Origin of the sequence: Streptomyces tagetis, assembly GCF_018069565.1 — a bacterium.
Taxonomy (GTDB): domain Bacteria; phylum Actinomycetota; class Actinomycetes; order Streptomycetales; family Streptomycetaceae; genus Streptomyces; species Streptomyces tagetis.
This window is the reverse complement of the sequence record NZ_JAGPNL010000001.1, coordinates 1,748,764-1,772,247: the sequence shown is the minus strand read 5'-3', so window position 1 is coordinate 1,772,247 and position 23,484 is coordinate 1,748,764. Positions and strand designations below refer to the sequence as shown.

The window sequence follows — 23,484 nt, the reverse complement described above, 5'->3', positions numbered from 1 at the left end:
CGGGCCGGCGGGGTGCGGCGGGTCAGCCGTCCCAGGACCAGTCGGCCACCTCGGGCAGGTCCACGCCGTGTTCGCGGACCCAGTCGTGGTGGCGCAGCCGGGTGTCCTCCATCCGCTGCCGTACGGCGGCTGCGCGCACGGCGAGTCCGGGCACCCGGTCGATGACGTCCATGACCAGGCGGTAGCGGTCCATGTCGTTGCCGACGACCATGTCGAAGGGCGTGGTCGTGGTGCCGATCTCCTTGTAGCCGCGCACGTGCAGGTGGGGGTGGCCGGTGCGGCGGTAGGCCAGGCGGTGGATGAGCCAGGGGTAGCCGTGGTAGGCGAAGATCACCGGCTTGTCGGTGGTGAACAGCCCGTCGTACTCGAAGTCGCTCATGCCGTGCGGGTGTTCGCCGCTGGGCAGCAGCCGGGCGATGTCGACGACGTTGACGACGCGGACGGCGAGTCCGGGCAGGTGGCGGCGGAGCAACTGGGCGGCGGCCAGCACCTCCTGGGTGGGCACGTCGCCGGCGCAGGCGAGGACCACGTCGGGTTCGCGGGTGCCGTCCTCCGTGCCGGCCCACTCCCAGACGCCGGCGCCCCGCGCGCAGTGCGTCCGGGCCTCCTCCAGGGTGAGCCAGTCGAAGCAGGGCTGTTTGCCGGCGACGACGACGTTGACGTAGTCGCGGCTGCGCAGGGCGTGGTCGGCGACGGAGAGCAGGGTGTTGGCGTCCGGCGGCAGGTAGACGCGGACCGCCTCGGGGCTCTTGTTGAGGATGTGGTCGACGAAGCCGGGGTCCTGGTGGGAGAAGCCGTTGTGGTCCTGGCGCCAGACGTGTGAGGTGAGGAGGTAGTTGAGGGAGGCGATGGGGGCCCGCCAGGGCAGCTTGCGGGTGACGCGCAGCCATTTGATGTGCTGGTTGACCATCGAGTCGACGATGTGGACGAACGCCTCGTAGCAGGAGAAGAGTCCGTGCCGGCCGGTGAGGAGGTAGCCCTCCAGCCAGCCCTGGCAGGTGTGTTCGGAGAGGATCTCCATGACCCTGCCGTGCCGGTCGAGGTCCTCGTCGACGGGGAGGGTGCGTTCCTGCCACGCCTTGCCGCTGGCGGCGTAGACGGCCTGGAGCCGGTTGGAGGCGGTCTCGTCGGGGCCGACGAGGCGGAAGTCGCGGCGGTCCGCGGTGGCGGCCATGACGTCGCGGAGCAGGTCGCCGAGGACGCGGGTCGGTTCGTGCAGGGTGGCGCCGGGCCGCTCGACGGGGACGGCGTACTCCTCCAGCGGCGGCAGGGGCAGTTCGCGGAGCATGAGCCCGCCGTTGGCGTACGGGGTCGCGCCGAGGCGGCGGTCTCCGTCGGGGACGCACCTCAGCACGGCGGGGCGCGGGGCGCCCTGGGCGTCGAAGAGGTCCTCGGGCCGGTAGGAGCGCAGCCACTCCTCCAGCCGGCGCAGGTGGTCCGGGTCGGTCCGCACGCCCGACAGCGGCACCTGATGGGCCCGCCAGGTGCCCTCGACGGGGACGCCGTCGACCTCGTGGGGGCCGGTCCAGCCCTTGGGGGTGCGCAGCACGATCGCCGGCCAGCGGGGCCGTCCGTCGGCGCCCTCCTCACGGGCGGCGCGCTGGAGGGAGGCGATGCGGTCCAGGGCGGTGTCCAGGGCGTACGCCATCGCGCGGTGGACGGCGGCGGGGTCGTCACCGGCGACGTGGATGGGGTCGTGGCCGTAGCCGCGCAGCAGGTCGTCGAGTTCGGCCTCGGGGAGACGGGCCAGGACCGCCGGGTTGGCGATCTTGTAGCCGTTGAGGTGCAGGATGGGCAGGACGGCGCCGTCGTGCACGGGGTCGAGGAACTTGTTGGAGTGCCAGGAGGCGGCCAGCGGGCCGGTCTCCGCCTCGCCGTCGCCGATCACGCAGGCGACCAGCAGTTCCGGGTGGTCGAAGGCGGCGCCGTAGGCGTGCGCGAGGGAGTAGCCGAGTTCGCCGCCCTCGTGGATGGAGCCGGGCGTCTCGGGGGCCACGTGGCTCGGCACGCCGCCCGGGAACGAGAACTGCCGGAAGAGCCGGGCCATGCCGTCCGCGTCCCGGGTGACGTCCGGATAGGTGCGGGTGTACGAGCCGTCGAGCCAGGAGTTGGCGAGGACGGCGGGCCCGCCGTGGCCGGGTCCCCACACGCACAGCGCGTCCAGGCCGCGGTCCTTGATCACCCGGTTGAGGTGGGTGTGGACCAGGTTGAGGCCGGGCGCCGTGCCCCAGTGGCCGAGCAGCCGGGGTTTGACGTGCTCGGGGCGGAGCGGTTCCGTCAGCAGCGGGTTGGCCAGGAGGTAGATCTGGCCGGCGGAGAGGTAGTTCGCCGCGCGCCAGTGGGCGTCCAGGCCGGCCAGCTCCCCGTCGGTGAGACCGGGGGGCGCCTGCTGCGTGTCGACGGACATCGGGGGTCCTTTCCGGGTCGGGGCGCCGGCCGGGCCTGGATGGCTCCCGGTGGCCATCCCACCACCCTGCGCGTGCGGGCCGGGTACCCGGCAGGGCCGTTCGGGTCACCCGCGGCGCCGAACGGGGGCGGGAAGGGGCGGGCGGGGGGCGGCTGGGGCGGGTTCCCCGGGGAGGGGCGCGGGCCCGAGCCCCTCCCCGGAGATACCCCCCTGGGTATCTTTGCTACGCTGGCCGACGAGATACCCCCGGGGGTAATTCGGAGAGGAGAGTGTGCCGTGTTCTTTGTCGACGTCCTGGAGACCGAGGGGCTGGGCAACCGCAGCCACCTGGCCGGAGGCGCCCGCTCGGCCGTCGTGGTGGACCCGCCTCGGGACATCGACCGCGTGATCGCCGCCGCCGCCGGGCGCGGGGTCCGTATCGTCGCCGTCGCCGAGACCCACGTCCACAACGACTACGTCACCGGTGGCCTGGAGCTGGCCCGGCTGACCGGCGCGCGCTATCTGGTGCCGGCCGGTGCCGAGGTGTCGTACGCGCGGGTGGCGGTGGCCGACGGGGACGTGGAGTTCGTCGAGGACGGTCTCGCGCTGCGCGCGGTGGCGACCCCGGGCCACACCCCGCACCACACCTCGTACGTCCTGGAGGAGGACGGGCGCGCGGTGGCCGCCTTCACCGGCGGCTCGCTGCTGATCGGCGGCGTGGGCCGGCCCGACCTCGTGGACCCGCGCCTGACCGCCCCGCTGGCCCGCGCGCAGCACGCCTCGGCGCACCGCCTCGCGGCGGAGCTGGACGACGGGGTGGCGGTGCTGCCCACGCACGGCTTCGGCAGCTTCTGCTCCTCCGGCCCGTCCGGCGGCGCGCACAGCACCATAGGCGCCGAGAAGGCGGCCAACCCGGCGCTCCTGAAGAACGTGGACTCCTTCGTCGCCGAGCTGCTGGCGGGGCTGGACGACGTCCCCGCGTACTACGCGCACATGGGCCCGGTGAACGCCGGGGGCCCGGCGCCGCTGGACCTCACCGCGCCGCGGCGGGCGGACGCCGCCGAGATCGCCCGGCGGCTCGCGGCCGGCGAGTGGGTGGTGGACCTGCGCGGCCGGGTCTCCTTCGCCGCCGGGCACGTCGCCGGGTCGCTGAACTTCGAGGTCGAGGGGCAGCTCGCCACCTACCTGGCCTGGATGATCCCGTGGGGCAAGCCGGTCACGCTGCTCGCGGGCAGCGCCGAGGACCTGGCCCGCGCCCAGCGGGAGCTGGCCCGGGTGGGCGTGGACCGGCCGGCCGCGGCGTCGGTGGGCTCCCCGGCGGACTGGCTCCCCGAGGGGACCGCGCCCGCCTCCTTCCCGCGGGCGACCTTCGCGGATCTGGCCGCGGCGCGGGCGCGGGGCGAGGACGTGGTCGTGGTCGACGTGCGCCGGGAGAACGAGCGCGCGGCCGACGGCTGGGTCGAGGGCAGCGCGCACCTGCCGGTCCACGAGATCCGCGGGCGCCTGGACGAGGTGGAGCCGGGGACGGTGTGGGTGCACTGTGCCGGCGGGATGCGGGCGGCCATCGCCGCCTCCGTGCTGGACGCCGCCGGACGCGACGTGGTGGCCGTCGACGACGGGTTCGCGGCGGCGGCCGGGGCCGGCCTCACCGTCGTCCTCCCGGCCACCGCCCCGGCGGACACCCCGGCCGACACCCCGGCGGACACCCGGGCCGGCCGTCCGGCCGGCGCGCGGGCGGGCGTCGGCGCCGCATGACCGCGCTCCTCCTCGCCCTGGCGGCCGGCGCGGTGGCCGGGGTGGCCCTCGGCGCGCTGGGCGCCGGGGGCAGCGTCCTCACCGTGCCGGCGCTGGTCTGGCTGCTCGGCTTCACCCCGGCGGCGGCGACCACCGCGAGCCTGGTCGTGGTGATCGTCACCTCGGTCACCGCGCTGGCCGGCCACGCCCGCGCGGGCACGGTGCGCTGGCGGTCCGGGCTGCTCTTCGCGGCGGCCGGGGTGGTGCCCGCCGCCGTGGCCGGCGCGCTGTCGGCGCGCGTCCCGGAGCAGGTGCTGACGCTGATGTTCGCGGTACTGGCGGGGGCCGCCGCCCTCGCCATGCTGCGCCGGCGCGCGCCCCGCGCCGGCACCACGGCGTCGGCCCCCCGGGCCGCGGGCGCCGGGGCCGCGGGCGCCGGGGCCGGGCTCGGCGCGGTGACCGGGTTCCTCGGCGTCGGCGGCGGCTTCCTGGCGGTGCCTGCGCTGGTGTCGGTCCTGGCCGTGCCGATGGGCGCGGCGGTCGGCACCAGCCTCCTGGTGGTCCTCGTCAACGCCGTGGTGGCGCTCGGGGCACGGGCGGGCACCGCCGCGCACCTCGACCTGGCGCCGCTGCTGCCCTTCCTCGCGGCGGCGGTCCTCGGCGCCTGGGACGGGCGGCGGCTGGCGGCGAGGGTCTCCGCGGGCACGCTGCGGCGGATCTTCGGTTCCGTGCTGCTGGCCGTCGCCGTGGCGATGGCCGCCACGGCGGTGCGGTGAACGGCCGGGCGGGTCAGGCCAGGGAGAGGAAGAGCTTCTCCAGCCGGGCCCGCATCTGCGCCGAGTCCCGCATCTCGGGGTCCTCGCCGGTCATGCACTGTTGCAGACCGGTGGCGATGATCGAGAACCCGGCGCGGTCCAGGGCCCGGGAGACCGCGGCGAGCTGGGTGACCACCTCTTCGCAGTCCCGCCCCTCCTCGATCATCCGGATGACCCCCGCGAGCTGCCCCTGAGCACGCCGCAGCCGGTTGAGCGCCGACTTCAGCTCGGCGGCCGACATGTCGAGTTCCACACATCCTCCTCCATATACCCCCGCGGGTATCGTACCGTGCGGGTGACCCGTCCTGAGCATTCCCGAGAAAGGTCCGGTTCCGTGACCAGCACCATCGCAACGCCCACCGCCCTGACCGCCGACGAGGCCGCGGCCCGGCTCGGCGAGTTCACCGTCGTGGACGTGCGCTCCCCCGGCGAGTACGCCGGGGGCCACCTTCCCGGCGCCCACAACGTGCCGCTGGACCGGCTGGACGAGGCCGCCGTGGCCCTGACGGCCGCCGCCGCCCGCCGTCCGCTGCTCCTCGTCTGCGCCTCCGGCAACCGCTCCGCCACGGGCTGCGACCGGCTCGCCTCCCTCGGTGTGGAGGCCGCCGGGCTGGAGGGCGGCACCGGCGCCTGGACGGCCGCCGGGCATCCGGTCGAGCGCGAGCGGCAGGGCCGTACGGTGTGGCCCATGGACCGCCAGGTGCGGTTCGCGGCCGGTTCGCTGGTCGCCGCGGGGTTCGTGGCCGGCCGGTTCTGGCGTCCGGCGCACTGGCTCTCCGCCGCGATCGGCGGGGGCCTGGTCTTCTCCGGGGTCACCGGCCACTGCGGCATGGCGATCGCCCTGGCCAAGCTGCCGCACAACAACCGTCCCGCCGAGGGCGCGGTCTCCTTCGAGGAGACCCTGATACGGCTCGCGGCCTGACCCGCGGTGGTCGCCGTACGGCCGTACGGCGACCACCGCGTACGGCCGGACGCCCGGCCTCGTCCCGGTCCCCCGCACACGGCGGGCGGCCGGGACCTCTCATTTTGCAGAGCGTGCATCTTTGCATACCATGCAACCCATGTCGGAGAACGGTGCCGCGGGGGGCGGCCTGCGCGAGCGGAAGAAGCGGGCCACCAGGGCCGCCCTCGCCGAAGCCGCGATCCGGCTCGCCGCCGAGCACGGGGCCGAGAAGGTCACCGTCGAGGCCATCAGCGCCGCGGCCGGCGTCTCCGTCCGCACCTTCTTCAACTACTTCGACACCCGCGACGACGCCTTCGTGGTGATCGACGCGGATGCGGGCGCCCGCATCCGGCAGGCCCTGCTCGACGCCCCGGCCGGGCTCGGCCCGATGGAGGCCCTGCGCGAGGCGATCAGCGCCGAACTGGCCGAGGCGGAGCAGCAGCGGGAGCTGTGGCGGCTGCACACCGACGTGCTGAACGCCTCTCCGCACCTCCTGGTCCGCAACCTCGGCGCCCACATGGCCGACGAGACCGCGCTGGCCGAGGCCATCGCCGCGCGCCTGCGCCCCGGTGAGCCGGTCGCCGCGCCGGGCACGGGCGCCGAGGAGCGGCGCCGGGCCCTGGAGCTGTACCCGCGCCTGCTGGCCGCGCTGGCGGGGACCGCGGTGCGGGTCAGTGTCGAGCACTGGTGCTCCCGCGAGCAGGAGACGGCCTTCCCGGACGTCTTCCGGGAGGTGTTCGCCCTCCTGGCCGCCGGTCTCCCGGCGCCCTCCGCCTGACCCCGCCCCGGGCCCGCCGCCCGGCCCGTGGTCGCCCGCGCTCCACCCGCGCGGTCGCCCGCCCCGCCCGCACCACCCGCCACACCCTCGCCTGCCCCGCCCCGGGCCCGCCGACGCCGGTCGGCGCCCAGGCCGCGCGCACCAGCCGATCACCACCGAAAGAGACGAAGAAAGCCCGTGACCGCAGCCCAGGCGCCCGCCGACGCGCCTCCCACCTCCATGACCCACCGGCAGATACTCCAGGCCATGTCCGGCCTGATGGCCGGCATGTTCGTCGCCATCCTGGCCGGCACGGTGGTCTCCAACGCCCTGCCGACGATCATCGCCGACCTGGGCGCCAGCCAGTCGTCCTACACCTGGGTCGTCACCTCCGAACTGCTCGCCATGACGGCGACGGTGCCCCTGTGGGGCAAGCTGTCCGACCTCTTCAACAAGAAGCTGCTGCTCCAGCTCTCGCTGGGCCTCTTCGTCGTCGGCTCGCTGCTGGCGGGCTTCTCGCACGGCGTCGAGCTGCTGATCTTCAGCCGGGTGGTGCAGGGCGTCGGCGCGGGTGGTCTGACGGCCCTCGCGCAGGTCGTGATGGCCTCCGTGATCCCGCCCCGCCGGCTCGGCAAGTACGCCGGCATCTTCGGTGCCGTCTTCGCCGTGGGCACGGTGGCCGGTCCGCTGGTGGGCGGCGTGCTGGTCGACACCTCGTGGCTGGGCTGGCGCTGGTGCTTCTTCATCGGCGTGCCGTTCGCGCTGCTCGCCATCGCGCTGCTCCAGCGCACGCTGCGGCTGCCCACGGTCAGGCGCGAGGTGCGCATCGACTGGCTCGGCGCCTTCCTGATCGTGGCCGGCGTCTGCGCGCTGCTCATCTGGGTCTCGCTGGCAGGCAACGAGTTCGACTGGGCGTCCTGGCAGACCGCGGCCCTGGCCGGTGGCGGTGTCGTCCTGCTGGTCGGCGCGGTCTTCGTCGAGTCCCGTGCCGCGGAGCCGGTCATCCCGCTCGGCATCTTCCGCAACCGCACGGTGACGCTGACCACCGTGGCGAGCCTCTTCGTCGGTGTCGCCATGTTCGGCGGGACCGTCTTCCTCTCGCAGTACTTCCAGATCTCCCTGGGCAAGACGCCGACCGCCGCGGGTCTGATGAGCCTGCCGATGATCCTCGGCCTGCTGGTCTCCTCCACCGTCGCCGGGCAGGTCATCAGCCGGACCGGCAAGTGGAAGCGGTACCTGGTGGCCGGCGCGATCACCATGGCCGTCGGCCTGGCGCTGCTCTCCACGATCGACGCCGGTACGGACTTCGCCGTGCTGAGCCTCTTCATGGCCATCCTCGGCGTCGGCGTCGGCATGCTGATGCAGAACCTGGTGCTGGCCGCGCAGAACGACGTGCCCGCCGCCGAGCTGGGCACCGCGACCTCCGTGCTGTCCTTCTTCCGCAGCATGGGCGGCACCATCGGCACCAGCGTCCTCGGCGCGATCCTCGCCAACCGGGTCGCCGACGAGATGGCCCGCGGTCTGCGGGAGGCCGGCATGGCCGCCCCGGCAGGGGACGGCGAGACCCGGGTGCCCGACATGTCGACGCTGCCCGCGCCGATGCGGGCCCTGGTCGAGCACGCCTACGGGGTCGCCACCGCCGACCTGTTCCTGATCGCCACGCCGTTCGCGCTGCTGGCGCTGGTCGCCGTGGTCTTCCTCAAGGAGAAGCCGCTGAAGACCACCAGCGGCATGGAGCGCCTCGCCGAGGAGTCGGCCGCCGCGCGGCCGGCGGACGGCGAGGGCCCGGCCGCCGGCAAGGACGCGGTGGCGCCGGTCGCCTGACGGCACCACGGCGTCGTACGGGCGCGTACGACCGCGGTCACGAGGGGCCGCCTCCCGCTTCGGGGGGCGGCCCCTCGGCATGGCCCCGCCCCGCGGCCCGCCGCCTCCCCCGCCCCGCGGCCCGGCGCTTGGTTGCGGTCCGCGGGGCCGGACGGCAGGCTCTCGGGTGTGGCCACCTTGCTGATCGTGCATCACACCCCGTCCCCGAACTGCCAGGCGCTGCTCGAAGCCGTCGTGAACGGGGCGACCGCGCCCGAGATCGAGGGCGTACGGGTGGTGCGGCGCGCGGCGCTCGCCGCGACGGCCGTCGACGTGCTGGAGGCCGACGGCTACCTCCTCGGCACCCCTGCCAACCTGGGCTACATGTCCGGCGCCCTCAAGCACTTCTTCGACCAGGTCTACTACCCGTGCCTGGACGAGACGCGCGGCCGGCCCTTCGGCTCCTGGGTGCACGGCGGCAACGACACGACCGGCGCGCTGCGCGCCCTGGAGACGGTCACCACCGGGCTGGGCTGGCAGCGGGCGGCCCCCGCGGTGAGCGTGACGGGGGAGCCCGCCAAAGCGGACCTGGAGGCGTGCTGGGAGCTGGGCGCGACCGTGGCCGCCGGGCTGACGGAGTGACCCGGAGCCCCCTGCGGGGGTCGTACGGCGGCCCCGAGCCAATTTCTACAGTGCTGTAGATTAAATGAAGGGGTCCGCGAGGGGCGGGCCCGCAGCGCAGTCCCGACGAAGGAGTACGCAGTGGGAGTTTCCCTGTCCAAGGGCGGCAACGTCTCGCTCAGCAAGGCGGCGCCCGGTCTGACCGCGGTGCTGATCGGCCTCGGCTGGGACGTGCGCACCACCACCGGCACCGACTACGACCTGGACGCCTCCGCGCTGCTCCTGAACGCCACCGGAAAGGTGCCCGGCGACGGGCACTTCGTCTTCTACAACAACCTCACCAGCCCGGACGGCTCGGTCCACCACACCGGTGACAACCTCACCGGCGAGGGCGAGGGCGACGACGAGTCGATCAAGGTGAACCTGGCCGGGGTGCCCGCCGACATCGACAAGATCGTCTTCCCGGTCTCGATCCACGACGCGGAGAACCGGGGCCAGAGCTTCGGCCAGGTCCGCAACGCCTTCATCCGGGTCGTGAACCAGGCGGACAACCAGGAGATCGCCCGCTACGACCTCTCCGAGGACGCGGCGACCGAGACCGCCATGATCTTCGGCGAGCTGTACCGGCACGGCGCCGAGTGGAAGTTCCGCGCGGTCGGCCAGGGGTACGCCTCCGGTCTCGCCGGGATCGCCGCCGACTTCGGCGTCAACGTCTGAGCGGTACGGCCGGCACGCGGACGGGCGGGCGGGAACCAGAGGGTTCCCGCCCGCCCGTCGTCATGCCGGTGCCGGGCCGTGGGCCGGCGTCAGGCGGTCTGGCGCCTGGTGCGGATCAGCAGCACGCATCCGGCGGCGAACAGGACGCCACCGGCCACCGCGGGCCACAGTCCGAGGCCCGCGCCGGTCTCGGCGAGGTCGCCCTGCACACCCTGCGCCTGGGGCGCCGCGCCGGCGATGCCGCCCGGCGTGGTCTGACCGGCCTCGGGCGTGGCGACGGCGCTGCCGACGTCGCCGGTGGTGTCCGGCGCGGTCGTGGCGGCGCGGGGCTCGGCGTCCGGGGAGGCGGCGGCACCGTCACGGTCGGCGGGTGCGGCCTCCTTGCCGTCCCCGTCCTTGCCGTTCCCGTCCTGCCCGGCGGGGGCGGAGGCGGCGTCGGAGGGCGCGGCGGTGGCGTCGCCGCCCTGGTCCTTGCCGTCCTTGCCGGCGTCGTCCTTGCCGCCCTGGTCCTTGCCGCCGTCCTTGCCGTCGGCGTCCTTGCCGTCCTTGCCGCCGTCCTTACCGCCGCCGTCCTTGCCGCCGTCGGCCGGGGGCTGGGTGGCGCCGGGCTGCTCCTTGGGCTGCTCCTTGGGCTCCTCGCCCTGGCCCGGCTCCTCGGCGGGCGGGGCGTCGGCGCCACAGGTGCGGCCGGTGTTGATGCAGTCGGCCACCTCCCGCATCAGGCCCTCGTCGAAGAGGTTGATGAAGTCGCCGTGGTCGGTGACCGGCTTGTGGAGCTGCTCGGGGAAGGAGTCCACCGCGAACAGCGGCGTGGTCTTGCCCCCGTCGGCCAGGCTCGGCGCGTCGACGTCGTAGACGATGCGCTGCACGAGGCGCGGGATGGGCTGGAAGCCGTCGGGGCAGGTGCCGTCGGCGCCGGGGAAGGCCACGTGGGTGCGGTGGTTGGCGCTGTCGATGTTCCGGCCGTCCCAGCAGCTCTGGAACGTGAAGGTGCGCACCACGTCGCTGCCCTGCGGGCAGAGCGGGTACTTGTCCTTGAGCTGGCGGTCCTCCAGGCCGGTGCAGCTCCAGGAGGCGTTGGCGTTGGCGACGCCGTTGACAAACGCCTTGGCGTCACCGGTGATGATGCGCAGCAGCTTCGGCATCTCGGTGACCTTGCCGCGCTCGTTGCCGACGAAGGTCAGGGTGACCTCCTTGGCGGTGAGGATCTGACCGGCGTTGCCCTCGATGCCGCCGCCGGGCGATTCGGCGTCCTTCTCGGTGGTGCCGTTCTGGAGCCGCAGCACGGGCCAGTAGTACGAGGACTTGTCGCCCTGGTCGGCGCAGCTCGTGGCGGCGGCGGCCAGGTCGTCGTCGCTGGCGAAGGCGTTGTTGGCCTGGTTGCCGATGTAGTCGTGGAAGTGGTGGGCGCCGTTGCCGACGCCGGGGGCGACGATGATGTTGTCCGAGTTGTAGAGCCCCTCGGCGTTGACGCCGCAACTGCTGCTGAAGGTGCCGCGCGAAGCCTTCTTGCCCTGGGCCGGCTCGGCGGCGGGCTCGACGGACATGATGTCGGCGAAGTCGGCGGCGACCGGGCCGTTGCCCGCCTGGCCGCCGTTGCCGGGCTCCTGCGGCGCGTTCTCGCCCGCGCCGGCGCCGTCCTGGCCGCCGTCCGCGCCCTCGCTCGCCGCCGGGGTGACCTCGGTGCGCAGCAGGGCGCACTGGGCCAGCGCCTCCAGTCCCTCGGGGCGCTCGCCGGCCCCCTCCATGGCGGCGGTGATGCGCTCGATGCCGGCGGCCCGCTCCTTGTTCAACGGGCCGAGCAGGGCGGCCTCGTCGAGGGTGCCGTCGTCCGCGGTGCGGGCGGCTTCCTGGAGCTGGCGGTAGGCGGTGGCGATCTGCTCGTCCATGCGGGCGAGTTCGGTGTCGACGTCGGCCCTGGCCCCGTCGGGCACCGTCGTCAGCCGCTCGCTCAGGTCGGGGCAGTCGACGGTGGCGGCGATGCCGGAACTGCCCAGGGGCACGGCCGCGTTCGAGGACTCGGTCGCGGAGGCGATGACGTTCACGGCGACCAGGCCGCCGCCTCCCAAGATCAGTGCGAACGCTCCGAAGGTCGCGCGCCGCGCCCCGGTCGGGCGTCTGCGCCTGTTGTGTCCCAAGGCGTGCTCCTACGTCGTGACGGACTCGGGGCATGGAATGCCCCCGGCTTCATACGGACGCGGCGGCCGGTGTGTTCAACAGGCGTACGAATTCTCATCGTTCACTCAGGCCCCGGGCACGGGAGCGGCGTCGCGGGGTCCTGTTCCGCCCGCCCCGGCCCGCCTCCGCCCGCCCCCGCCCGGCGGGAGGGGCACCCTTGCCGGGGCCTCCCGGCGGTGGAACGATGCCGGTGCCACCGGAGCCCGCCCGGCGAAGGGACCGCCGTGACCGACGCACGACGACGCGCCCCGGTCCCTCCGGTACGACGCGACAGGCCGGCCGCATGAGCGGCCCGCGCCCGCCCCTGCCGTTCGCCCTGCCCGCCGAGGACCGCGCGGTGAGTCCGTACACCGGGTGGACCCGCGCGCACTGGGAGGCGGTGGCGGACGGCCTGCTCGGCGCGGCCTGGCGGTGGAGCACGCCTGGCGGGGCGCTGCTGGACCTGCCCGGCCGGCCCTCGCGTTCGGGGGTGCGCTCGGACGGGCTGGAGGGCTACGCGCGCACCTTCCTCGCGGCGGCCTTCCGCGTCGCCGGGGCCCGGGGCGCGGACCCGCGGGGCTGGCTGGAGCGGTACGCGCGGGGGCTCGCCGCCGGGACGCGCACGCCGGGCCGCGAGGACGCCGAGTCGTGGCCGCCGGTCCTCGGGCACGACGCGCTGGGCCAGCCGATGGTCGAGTCGGCGTCCGTCGCGCTCGGGCTGCGGCTGACCGCGCCCTGGCTCTGGGACCGGCTGGACGCCGACGTGCGGGACCGGGCGGAGGCGTGGCTGCGCGGGGCGCTGCGGCACGTGCCGGCGCCGAACAACTGGTACCTGTTCCCGTACACGGTCGCCGGGTTCCTGGAGTCGGTGGGGCGGGGCGACGCGGAGACGGCCGCCGCCCGGCGCCGGGCGGCGGAGCTGCTGGAGGGGTGGTACCGGGGCGAGGGCTGGTACTCCGACGGGGACGGCCGCGCCTTCGACCACTACAACAGCTGGGCCCTGCACCTGTACCCGCTGCTCGACGCCCACCTCGGCGGTGACGAGGTGGCGGGGAGGCGGTACGGGGAGCGGTTGCGCCGCCATCTGGAGGGGTTCGCGGCGATGTTCGGGGCGGACGGGGCGCCGCCGCACTTCGGCCGGTCGCTGACCTACCGTTTCGCCGCCGTCTCGGCGGTGGGCCTGGGCGCGGTGACGGGGTGGACGCCGCTGACGCCGGGGGCCTCGCGGCGGCTGGCCGGCGGCAGTCTGCGCCACTTCCTGGAGCGCGGGGCGCTGACCGGGGACGGGCTGCTGAGCGGGGGGTGGCACGGCCCGCACGAGCCGACGCTCCAGTCGTACTCGGGCCCGGCGTCGCCGTACTGGGCGTCGAAGGCGTTCGTCGCGCTGCTGGCGCCCGCCGGGCATCCGCTGTGGACCGACCGGGAGGAGCCCGCGCCGGTCGAGGAGGGCGACCGGGTGCTGGCGCTGCCGGTGCCCGGACTGCTGGTGCACTCCACGTGCGGCGACGGCATCGTCCGGGTGCACAACCACGGCAGCGACCACGTCCGGCCGCACGAGGGCGAGTCGGCGGCCGGGGACGATCCGCACTACGGGCGGCTGGCCTACTCGACGCGGACCGGGCCGACGGCGCCCGGCAACGTGGCGGACAACCACCTCGGCGTCGAGGTGGACGGCCGGCCCGGCGTGCGGCGCCGCATCCGGCCGCTCGGCGCGGGGCACGGCGACGGGTGGGGCTGGGCCGCCTCGTGGCACCGGCCGGTCTTCGCCACCGGTCCGCCGATGGTGCCGGGGCTGCGGGTGGAGAGCGTGACGGTGGCGCGCGGCCCGTACGAGCTGCGGGTGCACCGGGTGACCGGGGCGCCGCCGGGGACGCGGGTCACGCACACCGGCTGGGCCACCGGCCCCGACGAGCCGCTGGTCTCCGCCCTGCACCCGCTGTACAACTGGCCGGGCGGGCCCGAGCCGGTGCGCGCCCCGGCGGGCACCGCCTTCACCCGCTGGGCCGAGGTGCCGCGGCTGACCGGGGAGTCGGAGGGCGTCTCGCTCCACGTCTGCCTGGCCGTGCTCGCCGCCGCCGCGGGACCGGTGCCGCCGGGGCCGTCCGCCGTCGCGGAGGTCACGGCGGACCCGGAGCACGGTCGCGGGGTGACGGTGCGCTGGGCGGACGGCCCGCGCACCCGGGTCCGCTTCGCTCCGGTACGGGTGACCCAGGAACACGCTTAGGGCCCCTTGCCCGGGTGTCCGGGCGGGCTCGGCGGCGGGGAGGGGCGCTCCTCCCCCGTGCGCCCGTCTCCGGTGGCGGCTCGTACCCGGGCCGGTGAGGCTGGTTCCGCACCCGTGAGAAGGAGCCCGGTCATGCCCCAGCCGCCGCGCGCCGCGGCACCGGCCGGTCCCGCCCGCCCCGAAGGCACCCTCACGGAACCGGCCCGCGACGGGGGGACGGTCGTGCGAACGGAGACTCCCCCGTCACACCCGCCCCTCACTTCCCGGCTGCCCCCCCGCCCCGCCGACGCCGACACGCTCACGCATGCCTTGCCGTCCGGCACCCGGGTACGCGGACACGGCCCCGACGACGGCAGCCGGTACCCGAGTCCATCCGGCCGCGCGCAGCGGCCCGCGCAGAACGGAGACAAGGCAAATGAGCGAGGACAATCCCCTCAAGCGGGCGGCCCGCCGGGTCGCCGAGGAACTGCGAGGCGGTGACACCGGACCGGCGGACGGCATCCCCGGCAAGCCCTCCCCCGAGTCCCCGCCGCTCGCCGAGCCCACCGACCCCCGGGAGCCGCTGCCCCCGAAGCCCGACCAGAGCGGTCCGGCCACCGTGTCGCCGACCGGGCAGCCGACCGGGGCCGAGCAGGCCCGGGTGGCCCAGTCCGGGAACTACCTGACGACCGCGCAGGGCGTCCGGCTGTACGACACCGACCACTCGCTGAAGGCCGGGCCGCGCGGGCCGGTGCTGCTCCAGGACCACCATCTGCGCGAGAAGGTCATGCACTTCGACCACGAGCGCATCCCCGAGCGCGTCGTCCACGCGCGCGGCGCGGCGGCGCACGGGGTGTTCCGCAGCTACGGCACGGCGGCCTCGGTGACCAAGGCGGCCTTCCTCGCGGAGGACGAGGAGACGCCGGTCTTCGTGCGGTTCTCCACGGTGCTGGGTTCGCGCGGCTCCGCGGACGCGGTGCGCGACACCCGCGGTTTCGCCACCAAGTTCTACACCAGCGAGGGCGTCTTCGACCTGGTGGGCAACAACATCCCGGTCTTCTTCATCCAGGACGCGATCAAGTTCCCGGACGTCATCCACGCCGGGAAGCCGCATCCGGACCGGGAGATCCCGCAGGCGCAGAGCGCCCACGACACCTTCTGGGACTTCGTGACGCTGCACACGGAGGCGACCCACCACACCCTGTGGACCATGTCCGGCCGGGGCATCCCGCGCTCCTACCGGATGATGGAGGGCTTCGGCGTCCACACCTTCCGGCTGGTCGACGCGGAGGGCGCGACGACGCTGGTCAAGTTCCACTGGAAGCCCCGGCTGGGCGTGCACTCGCTGGTCTGGGAGGAGGCGCAGATCATCAACGGCGTCGACCCCGACTTCCACCGCCGGGACCTCGCCGACGCCATCGAGGCGGGCGCCTACCCGCAGTGGGAGCTGGGCATCCAGACCTTCCCCGACACCCCGGAGCAGACCTTCGAGGGCATCGACCTGCTGGACCCGACCAACATCGTGCCCGAGGAACTGGCGCCGGTGCAGCCGGTCGGCCTGCTGACGCTGAACCGGAACCCGTCGAACTACTTCGCCGAGACCGAGCAGGTCGCCTTCCACGCCGGTCATCTGGTGCCGGGCGTCGACATCACCGACGACCCGCTGCTCGCCGGGCGGCTCTTCTCCTACCTGGACACCCAGATCACGCGGCTGGGCGGGCCCAACTTCCCGCAACTGCCCATCAACCGGCCGCACGCTCCGGTCAACGACATGCTGCGCGACGGCATGCACCAGACGGCCGTGCACCGCGGCGTCGCCCCGTACCGCCCCAACTCGCTGGACGGGGGCTGCCCGTTCGTGGCGGGCGCGGACGCCGGGGCGTACGTCGAGACGCCGGTGCGGGTGCCGGAGGCGGCCAAGGTCCGTGAGGCGCCGGAGTCGTTCGCGGACCACTTCAGCCAGCCGCGCCGGTTCTGGCTGAGCATGACCCGGGTGGAGCGCGAGCACATCATCGGCGCGTACACCTTCGAGCTGGGCAAGTGCTACGAACAAGCGGTCAGGGAACGCGGGCTGCGGGTGCTGGCCAACATCGACGCCGAGCTGTGCGCGGCCGTCGCCGAGGGGCTGGGCCTGCCCGCGCCGCGGCCGACCGAGCCGCTCGCCGAGGTCACGCCGAGCCCGGCCCTGTCCCAACTGGGCCGCTCCTGGCCCGCCGACGGGCGGGTGGTCGCCATCGTCACCGGCGCCGACGGCGACCTGGACGGGGTGCGGGCGGTGCGGGAGGCGGTGCTGAACGCGGGCATGGTCCCGCTGGTCGTCGCCCCCGTCGGCGGCGCCCTGGGCTCGGGCCCGGAGGCGCTGACGGTGCAGCGGACCTACGCCACCGCGCGGTCCGTCGAGTTCGACGCGGTCCTGCTGGCCGGTACGCCGGGTCCGGGCGCCGACGCCTACACCGCGCGGGACGCCAAGTCGACGCCGAGGCCGACCGGTTCGGCGGCCGTGGACCCGCGGGTGGGGCTGCTGGTGTCGGAGGCGTTCCGGCACGGGAAGGCGATCGGCGTCTGGGCGGGCGGCGAGGCGGCCCTCGCCGGGGCGGGCGTCCCCGCCGACGCCCCCGGCGTGGTCGTCGCCGGCTCGGGCACCGACGCGCTGAGCCGGGTCGCGGAGCTGTTGAGCGTGCACCGGGTCTGGGAGCGGTTCACGCCCTGATCCCGGCGCCCGCCGGACCGGACGCCGCCCCACGGCGTCCGGTCCGGCGGCGTGTCCGGGCCCCGTCGTGCCGGGGAGCGGCGCGGCGGTCAGTACAGGACGCGCAGCGCCCCCGGCAGGACCCGCGCGGTGACGGGGACGGCGGCCTCGACCTCGCCGTCGGCGCCGTACGGTACCGGCCGGTCGGCCTCGATCCGCACCTGCCGTCCGCGCACCACCCGTACCTGGGGCCGGTGGACGTGGGCGCCGGTGCCCAGCTCGTTCATCAGGGCGAAGAACAGCCGGCGCGGGGCGTGGTGGATCATCACGACCTCCAGCAGCCCGTCGTCGACCCGGGCGGCGGGGGCGATGTGGCGGTCGGAGCCGTAGTAACCGGAGTTGGCGGCCACGACGGTGTAGCCGGCGAAGGCGTGCTCCTGCCCGTCGACGGTGACCCGGTAGCGGGTGGTGCGCCAGGTGGTGACCGCGCGCAGCGCGCCCGCGTAGTAGGAGGCGGTGCCGCGCAGCAGCCGGGACCGGTTGGCGTGGTGGTTGGCGAGCGCGTCGACCCCGGCGTAGACGCTGCCGAGGACGACGGCGCGGTCGTGGACGGCCGAGGTGACCTCGATGGTGTCGACGGGGCGCGGCTCGGCCCGCAGCAGGATCGCTGCGAGGGCGGCGGGTTCGGCGGGGAGTCCGAGGGCGCGGGCGAAGTCGTTGCCGCGGCCGGCGGGGACGAGGCCGAGCGGGGTGCCGGTGCCGCTGAGGGCGCCGCCGATCCCGCCGGCCATGCCGTCCCCGCCGACGGCGAGCACGACCCGGCCGCGCTCGCCGGCCCGCCGGGCGAGGTCCCGGGCGTGGTCGAGGCTGCGGCTGTACTCGGTCTCCAGTCCGGCGCCGGCCTCGCGGAGCGGCCGGGCCACGCGGAGCAGGGCGGCGGCAGCGGTGGCGCCGCCCGCGGTGGGGTTGACGACGGCGGTGAACTGTCGCATCGGGGTGCCTCCGGGCTGGCGGGCGGTGCCGGGCTGGGGTCTCACGGGGCGGGGGGACACCGGTCGGCGTGGTCGCCGGAGCCGGATTGCTCCCCGGCGGCGGGGGCGGCCACCGGGGTCCCGGCCGCCGACGGCCCGCCGGACGAGGCACCGGGCAGCAGGACGCCCGGGTTGAGGAGGCCGGCCGGGTCGAGGCGCCGTTTGACGGCGCGCAGGGCGTCGATGGCGAGGGCGCCGGCCTCGCGGACGTACCAGTCGCGGTGGTCGGTGCCGACGGCGTGGTGGTGGGTGATGGTGCCGCCGGCCGTGAGGATCGCCTCGTTGGCGGCGTGCTTGGCCCGGGTCCAGTGGGCGACGGCGTCCTCGCCCTGGGCGCTGACGACGGTGAAGTACAGGGAGGCGCCGTTCTCGTAGACGTGCGAGATGTGGCACATGACCAGCGGCGGGGTGCCCGCCTCGGTGAGCGTGCCGGTGAGCGCGTCGCGGACGGCGGCGTACAGGCCGGGCAACCGGGACCAGTAGGCGGCGGTCTCCAGGGTCTCGGCGAGCGCCCCGGCGTCGAGCAGCGCGTCCCGCAGGTAGGGCGCGTCGAAGCGGCCCCGCGCCCAGCGCTCGCCCGGTTCGTCCCCGGCGAAGGTGCCGCCCGCGTCGCGGAGCACGGCGGCGGCCTCCTCGCGGCGCCGGGCGATGCCCTCCTCGGTGCCCTCGAAGCCGACGACGGCCAGGCAGCCGGCGGCGGGCCGGTCCGGGGAGGCGCCGATGGCGTCGGGCTGGGCGAGGCCGATCAGCGTCTCGGTCTCGTCGGAGAGCCGCAGCACGGTCGGCCGGGGTCCGTCCTGGGCGAGCCGGCGCAGCGCGGTGGCGCCCGCCTCGAAGGAGTCGAAGCGCCACCCCTCGTGGCGGCGCGCGCGGGGGCGCGGGCGGACGCGGACGGTGACGGAGGTGATGACGCCGAAGGCGCCCTCCGAGCCCAGCAGGAGCTGGCGCAGGTCGGGTCCGGCGGCGGAGCGGGGCGCCCGGCCGGTGTCGAGGGTGCCCTCGGGGGTGGCGAGGGTGAGGCCGAGGACCATCTCGTCGAAGCGGCCGTACCCGGCGGACGCCTGTCCGCTGGAGCGGGTCGCGGCGAAGCCGCCGAGGGTGGCCCATTCGTAGGACTGCGGGAAGTGGCCGAGCGTGTACCCCTCGGCGGCGAGCAGCGCCTCGGCCTCGGGGGCGCGCAGGCCCGCTTGCAGGGTGGCGGTGCGGGAGACCCGGTCGAGCGCCAGCAGGCGGTTCATGTGCCGCAGGTCCAGGGCGGCGAAGGGGCGGCGGCCTTCGGGGGCGAGTCCGCCGACGACGGAGGTGCCGCCGCCGAAGGGCACGAGGGCCACGCCGTGGGTGGCGCAGGCGCGCAGGACGGCGAGGACCTCGTCGTGGCTCTCCGGCAGGACGACGGCGGCCGGGGCGTCGGCCGCGTCACCGGCGCGCATGCGCAGCAGGTCGGGGGTGGACTTGCCCCGGGTGTGGCGCAGCCGGGCCTCCGCGTCGGTGCGCACGCGGCCGGCGCGGTCGCCGACGGCGGCGCGCAGCGCGCGCAGGGCCTCCGCGGTGAGCGGGCCGGCGGGCAGGGCGACCTCGTCCGGGCGGACGGAGGGGGTCTCGCGGGGGGTGACGCCGAGCAGGTCGCGCAGGAGCGCGGTCACCGTGCCGGGCAGCGGTGCCGCCCGGTCCGGGTCGCCCCAGCCGTTCCACAGCATGTCCATGGCCTGTCGTCCTCATCGGTCGTCGCGGGCGATGCCGTCTGCACGGCCTCACGGGGCGTTACACTGTTACACATGACGCCTAACCGTCACAACCACAGTGGCCGACCCGGGCCCGCGGACGACGACGCCGTGCTCGACGCGGTACGCGACTGCGTCCTCGCCGTCGGCGTCCGCCGCACCACCATGACCGACGTGGCCCGCCGCGCGGGCGTCTCGCGCATGACGCTCTACCGGCGCCGGCCGGACGTGCGGTCGCTGGTCGGGGACCTGATGACCCGGGAGTGGATCGCCGTGGCCACCGGGGCCGTCCCCGCTCCCCGGCCGGGCACCGACACCCGGTCGCGGATCGTCGAGGGGCTGGCCAGGGGCGTGGAGGCGTTCCGCGCGCACCCGCTCTTCCGGAAGATCGTCGACGTCGACCCCGAACTGCTCCTGCCCTACGTGCTCGACCGGCGCGGGGCGAGCCAGGACGCGATGCTGGCGCTGCTGGCCGACATCCTGCGGGAGGGCCACGCCGACGGGTCGGTGCGCGCCGCGCACCCCGGGCGGCAGGCACGGTCCGTGCTGCTGGTCGTCCAGTCCTTCGCCCTGTCGCTGCGGACCATGACCGACGAGGACGACACCGACCTGACCTCCGCGGCCCTCCTCGGGGAGCTGCGGACCATCCTGGAGAGGACCCTCACCCCATGAGCCCCGCCTCCGCCGCCCCCGACCGCTTCTCCCTCAGCGCCGCCCGGCGCTCGCGCGAGCTGTCCCGGACCGTCGGCGGCCGGGCCGTGGACGTCCTGGTGGTCGGCCTCGGCGCGACCGGCGCGGGCGCCGCCCTGGACGCCGCCGCGCGTGGACTGGACGTCGTCGCCGTGGACGCCCACGACCTCGCCTTCGGCACCTCGCGCTGGAGCTCCAAGCTGGTCCACGGCGGGCTGCGCTACCTGGCCTCCGCCCAGTTCGACGTCGCCCACGAGAGCGCGGTGGAGCGCGGGGTGCTGATGGAGCGCACCGCGCCGCACCTGGTGCGCGCCCAGCCCTTCGTCCTGCCGCTGACGCCGCTGGTCTCGCGGGGGCAGGCCGCGCTGGCCTGGGCCGGGTTCCGGGCCGGGGACGCGCTGCGGCTCACGGCGCGCACGCCCCGGGGCACGCTGCCGGCGCCGCGCCGGCTCTCCGCGGTGGAGACCCGCCACCTCGCCCCGGCGCTGCGCCCGCAGCGGCTGCGCGGCGGGCTGCTCTCCTGGGACGGGCGGCTCACCGACGACGCCCGCCTGGTGACCGCGCTGGCCCGTACCGCCGCCGGGCACGGGGCGCGGGTGCTGACCCGGGTGCGGGCGCTGGAGCTGACCGGGTCCGGCGCGCGGGTGCGGGACGAGCTGACCGGCGAGGAGGGCGAGATCCGGGCCCGCGCGGTGATCAACGCCTCCGGGGTGTGGGCGGGCGGGCTGGTGGACGGCATCCGGGTCCGGCCCTCCCGCGGCACCCACCTGGTGCTGCGCTCCGAGCGCCTCGGCCCGCTGCCCGCGGGACTGCACGTGCCGGTCCCCGGGGAGACCAACCGCTTCGTCCTGGTGCTCCCCCAGGGCGACGGCCGGGTCTACGTGGGGCTGACCGACGAGCCGGTGGACGAGGTCCCGGACGTGCCCGAGGCTCCCGAGGCGGACATCGGCTTCCTCCTCGACGTCCTCGGCTCGGTGCTGGACGTGCCGCCGCGCCGGGAGGACGTGGTGGGGGCCTTCGCCGGGCTGCGCCCCCTGCTGGACGCCGGCGGGGGCCGGGGCGCGGGCGCCGCGCCGCGCACGGCGGACGTCTCCCGGCGGCACGCCGTGCTCACCTCGTCCCAGGGCGTGGTCACGGTGGTCGGCGGCAAGCTCACCACGTACCGGCGGATGGCCGAGGACGCCGTGGACGCCGCGATCGCCGCCCGCGGCCTGCCGGCCGGGCCCTCCCCCACCGCCGCGCTGCCGCTGGTCGGGGCCGCCGGTCCGCGCGCGCTGGCCGCGCTGCGGGCCCCGCGCCGGCTGGTGGGCCGCTACGGCACCGAGGCACCGGCCGTGTACGCGCAGGCGGCACGCGACCCCCGGCTCGCCGAGCCGGTTCTGCCGGGCCACCCGGTGACCGGGGCGGAGGTGCTGTGGGCGCTGCGCCACGAAGGGGCGCTGGACGAGGCCGACCTGCTGGACCGGCGGACCCGGATCGGGCTGGTGCCCGAGGACCGGGCCGCCGCGCTGGACGCCGTCCGCGCGCTGCTGGCCGGGGCCCCGGACTGCCGGGGGGCGTGAGGTACGGGTGCGGGGGCCGGGGACCCGGGCGGGCCGGAACCGGTGCGGACCGGAACCGGGGCGGGGCCGGAACCGGGGCCCCGCCGTCCAGGCCGTCCAAGCCGTCCAAGCCGTCCAGGCGCCCCAGCGCCCGCCACCGAGGCCGGGGCCCGCCGTCCGGGCCGGAACCCCGCCGCCGGACTCGCCGTCAGGGCACCGTCCCGCCCGGTCAGGCGCCCGGTCCGGTGCGGCCGGCGGCCCTGCCGACCTCCTCCTCGATCGACTCGATGCTCTGGCGGGCGCCGTCCTCCTCTTCCTTCACGTACTCGGTCATCGCCGTCCGCACGTCCCGGTCCAGATCGCGCCAGGCCCGCAGCGCGGTCTCGTACGTGTGCGACTGCCGTGCGGTCCACTGCTGCTGGGTAGGGGGCCCGTAGGAGTCGCGCAGTTCCTCGACCCGGTGGTACGCCTGGTCCGCCGCGCGACGCTTGTGCACGAGTTCCTCGAATGTGTGTGCCACACAAAACGAGGTTAGCCAGCACTCCGCGATCGCGCGCGTCGAGCCGTCCGGGACCTTCCCGGCGCCTTGTCCACAGGGGGCACCGGCGGGCCCGAAGGGCCGTACGATGTCGACCCACCGGTGCGAGGGCCGGGCGGTCGGGAGGGGCGGGGGAAGCGTGGCGGACCACTTCGAGCGGGCGGCGTTGCCGGAGCGGCTGCTGATCACCCGCAGTACGACGGGCGGCGGCGTCTGCCTGGTCACTCTCGCCGGGGAGGTCGACCTCGACGGCTGCCGGCAGCTCCGGGACGTCCTGCTCTCCTCGGTGGGGTCGGCGCCGGGCACGGTGGTCGACTTGGGCGAGGTGGCCTTCCTCGACTCCAGCGGGATCAACGTGCTGATATCCGCCCACCGGGCCGCGACGGAGCGCGGCGTCTGGCTGCGGCTGGCCGCGCCCCGCAAGCCGGTGCGGCGCGTCCTCGCGCTGGTGGGCGTGGACGCGCTCATCGCCTGCTACCCGAGCGTCGACGAGGCCCTGGCCGGCTGAGGCGGCCCGGTCAGCGCAGCGGCAGGCGGGCGTAGACCGTCTTGCCGGTGGCGTGCGGGCGGGTGATCAGTTCGTCGCAGAGCCGGGTCACGATCTCCAGTCCGTGCCGGCCGACCCGCCGCGGGTCGCGGGGCAGGAAGGTGGGGAAGCCCTCCCCGGTGTCCGACACGGCGATCTGCACGTCCTCGTCGAGGAGGGTCAGCTCCAGCCGGCACGGGCCGGGCGCGTGCCGCAGCGCGTTGGTGACCAGCTCGCTGACGATGAGCCGCGCGGCGTCGAGGAAGGCGTCGGTCGCGGCCACGCCCGCCTCGCCGAGCCGGGCGACGAAGCCCTGGACGACGTCCCGGGAGGCCGGGATCATCGCCGTCCCGCCTCTGAACTCCACCACCGTGGTCACGGTGGTGTCCGCGGCGTCGGGTCCGTGCGCCGGAGTCATACAGAGCCTCACCGTCCGGTCCGGGGCCAGGAGTGGAAGCGCTGCCCCACGGCACCTCACCATACGCACCGCGGCGGCCCGCGCCCTTCGCTTGCCCCAACTTCCGCCGGACCCCGTCCCTTTCGGCCCCTCCCACCGCGGCACCGGACGGCGCGCGGGAGCGGAGGCCGTGGGACCCGGCCCCGTGCCCGTGC

19 protein-coding genes are annotated in these 23,484 nt (G+C 75.7%); 12 read left to right on the top strand and 7 right to left on the bottom strand.

From position 1 onward, the window contains the following. Nucleotides 1–22 precede the first annotated feature (22 nt). Nucleotides 23–2,407: a phosphoketolase family protein gene (locus J5Y05_RS07555; RefSeq protein ID WP_210869311.1), complete on the bottom strand. Its 2,385-nt coding sequence runs from the start codon at nucleotides 2,405–2,407 to the stop codon at nucleotides 23–25. Between the two features lie 276 nt (nucleotides 2,408–2,683). On the opposite strand from J5Y05_RS07555, the gene J5Y05_RS07550 reads away from it, so the two are divergent. Both J5Y05_RS07550 and J5Y05_RS07545 read left to right on the top strand, forming a co-directional pair. Continuing rightward, complete coding sequence (locus J5Y05_RS07550) at nucleotides 2,684–4,141, top strand: rhodanese-like domain-containing protein (protein ID WP_307853755.1); 1,458 nt, start codon at nucleotides 2,684–2,686, stop codon at nucleotides 4,139–4,141. Next, a complete protein-coding gene (locus tag J5Y05_RS07545; RefSeq protein WP_210869310.1) occupies nucleotides 4,138–4,896 on the top strand; it encodes a sulfite exporter TauE/SafE family protein in 759 nt (252 codons plus the stop codon). The genes J5Y05_RS07550 and J5Y05_RS07545 overlap by 4 nt, the downstream gene beginning before the upstream one ends. A gap of 13 nt (nucleotides 4,897–4,909) precedes the next feature. On the opposite strand, the gene J5Y05_RS07540 is transcribed toward J5Y05_RS07545, so the two are convergent. Next, complete coding sequence (locus tag J5Y05_RS07540) at nucleotides 4,910–5,188, bottom strand: metal-sensitive transcriptional regulator (RefSeq protein WP_210869308.1); 279 nt, start codon at nucleotides 5,186–5,188, stop codon at nucleotides 4,910–4,912. Between the two features lie 93 nt (nucleotides 5,189–5,281). On the opposite strand from J5Y05_RS07540, the gene J5Y05_RS07535 reads away from it, so the two are divergent. The 5 genes from J5Y05_RS07535 (at nucleotide 5,282) to J5Y05_RS07515 (ending at nucleotide 9,776) form a co-directional block, all read left to right on the top strand. Then, the gene (locus J5Y05_RS07535; protein WP_210869812.1) at nucleotides 5,282–5,857 is read left to right on the top strand and encodes a rhodanese-like domain-containing protein; all 576 of its coding nucleotides are present in this window, start codon (nucleotides 5,282–5,284) and stop codon (nucleotides 5,855–5,857) included. 130 nt (nucleotides 5,858–5,987) lie between these two features. After that, on the top strand, nucleotides 5,988–6,656 hold the full coding sequence (locus tag J5Y05_RS07530; protein ID WP_210869306.1) for a TetR/AcrR family transcriptional regulator: 669 nt from the start codon (nucleotides 5,988–5,990) through the stop codon (nucleotides 6,654–6,656). 219 nt (nucleotides 6,657–6,875) lie between these two features. Further along, nucleotides 6,876–8,459 (top strand): MDR family MFS transporter, encoded by a 1,584-nt coding sequence (locus tag J5Y05_RS07525; protein ID WP_247614372.1) that lies wholly within the window; start codon nucleotides 6,876–6,878, stop codon nucleotides 8,457–8,459. Nucleotides 8,460–8,627: 168 nt separating this feature from the next. Beyond that, a complete protein-coding gene (locus tag J5Y05_RS07520; protein ID WP_210869302.1) occupies nucleotides 8,628–9,080 on the top strand; it encodes a flavodoxin family protein in 453 nt (150 codons plus the stop codon). A gap of 120 nt (nucleotides 9,081–9,200) precedes the next feature. Then, nucleotides 9,201–9,776, top strand: a complete 576-nt coding sequence (locus tag J5Y05_RS07515) for a TerD family protein (protein WP_210869300.1) — start codon at nucleotides 9,201–9,203, stop codon at nucleotides 9,774–9,776. Between the two features lie 89 nt (nucleotides 9,777–9,865). On the opposite strand, the gene J5Y05_RS07510 is transcribed toward J5Y05_RS07515, so the two are convergent. Next, nucleotides 9,866–11,914, bottom strand: a complete 2,049-nt coding sequence (locus J5Y05_RS07510; RefSeq protein WP_210869298.1) for a DUF1996 domain-containing protein — start codon at nucleotides 11,912–11,914, stop codon at nucleotides 9,866–9,868. Between the two features lie 323 nt (nucleotides 11,915–12,237). On the opposite strand from J5Y05_RS07510, the gene J5Y05_RS07505 reads away from it, so the two are divergent. Then, entirely contained in the window at nucleotides 12,238–14,157 is a 1,920-nt protein-coding gene (locus J5Y05_RS07505) for a DUF2264 domain-containing protein (protein WP_210869296.1), read from the top strand. 415 nt (nucleotides 14,158–14,572) lie between these two features. Continuing rightward, nucleotides 14,573–16,846 carry a catalase gene (locus J5Y05_RS07500; RefSeq protein ID WP_210869294.1) on the top strand — a complete coding sequence of 758 codons (2,274 nt, stop codon included), beginning with the start codon at nucleotides 14,573–14,575 and terminating at the stop codon, nucleotides 16,844–16,846. An 89-nt stretch (nucleotides 16,847–16,935) separates the two neighbouring features. On the opposite strand, the gene J5Y05_RS07495 is transcribed toward J5Y05_RS07500, so the two are convergent. Further along, on the bottom strand, nucleotides 16,936–17,817 hold the full coding sequence (locus tag J5Y05_RS07495; RefSeq protein WP_210869292.1) for a diacylglycerol kinase family protein: 882 nt from the start codon (nucleotides 17,815–17,817) through the stop codon (nucleotides 16,936–16,938). A 41-nt stretch (nucleotides 17,818–17,858) separates the two neighbouring features. Continuing rightward, the gene (locus J5Y05_RS07490; protein WP_210869290.1) at nucleotides 17,859–19,559 is read right to left on the bottom strand and encodes an FAD-binding oxidoreductase; all 1,701 of its coding nucleotides are present in this window, start codon (nucleotides 19,557–19,559) and stop codon (nucleotides 17,859–17,861) included. A gap of 72 nt (nucleotides 19,560–19,631) precedes the next feature. Between J5Y05_RS07490 and J5Y05_RS07485 the strand changes: the two genes are divergently transcribed. Then, nucleotides 19,632–20,249 (top strand): TetR/AcrR family transcriptional regulator, encoded by a 618-nt coding sequence (locus tag J5Y05_RS07485; protein ID WP_210869287.1) that lies wholly within the window; start codon nucleotides 19,632–19,634, stop codon nucleotides 20,247–20,249. Continuing rightward, nucleotides 20,246–21,829: a glycerol-3-phosphate dehydrogenase/oxidase gene (locus J5Y05_RS07480; protein ID WP_210869286.1), complete on the top strand. Its 1,584-nt coding sequence runs from the start codon at nucleotides 20,246–20,248 to the stop codon at nucleotides 21,827–21,829. Before J5Y05_RS07485 ends, J5Y05_RS07480 begins: the two co-directional genes overlap by 4 nt. A 208-nt stretch (nucleotides 21,830–22,037) precedes the next feature. On the opposite strand, the gene J5Y05_RS07475 is transcribed toward J5Y05_RS07480, so the two are convergent. Beyond that, complete coding sequence (locus J5Y05_RS07475) at nucleotides 22,038–22,328, bottom strand: hypothetical protein (protein ID WP_307853753.1); 291 nt, start codon at nucleotides 22,326–22,328, stop codon at nucleotides 22,038–22,040. 157 nt (nucleotides 22,329–22,485) lie between these two features. Here J5Y05_RS07475 and J5Y05_RS07470 point away from each other — a divergent pair, with 157 nt between their 5' ends. Continuing rightward, nucleotides 22,486–22,854 (top strand): STAS domain-containing protein, encoded by a 369-nt coding sequence (locus tag J5Y05_RS07470; protein ID WP_307853752.1) that lies wholly within the window; start codon nucleotides 22,486–22,488, stop codon nucleotides 22,852–22,854. A gap of 10 nt (nucleotides 22,855–22,864) precedes the next feature. Here the strand turns inward: J5Y05_RS07470 and J5Y05_RS07465 are convergent, their stop codons facing one another. Continuing rightward, the gene (locus J5Y05_RS07465; protein WP_210869282.1) at nucleotides 22,865–23,290 is read right to left on the bottom strand and encodes an ATP-binding protein; all 426 of its coding nucleotides are present in this window, start codon (nucleotides 23,288–23,290) and stop codon (nucleotides 22,865–22,867) included. Nucleotides 23,291–23,484: the final 194 nt, after the last annotated feature.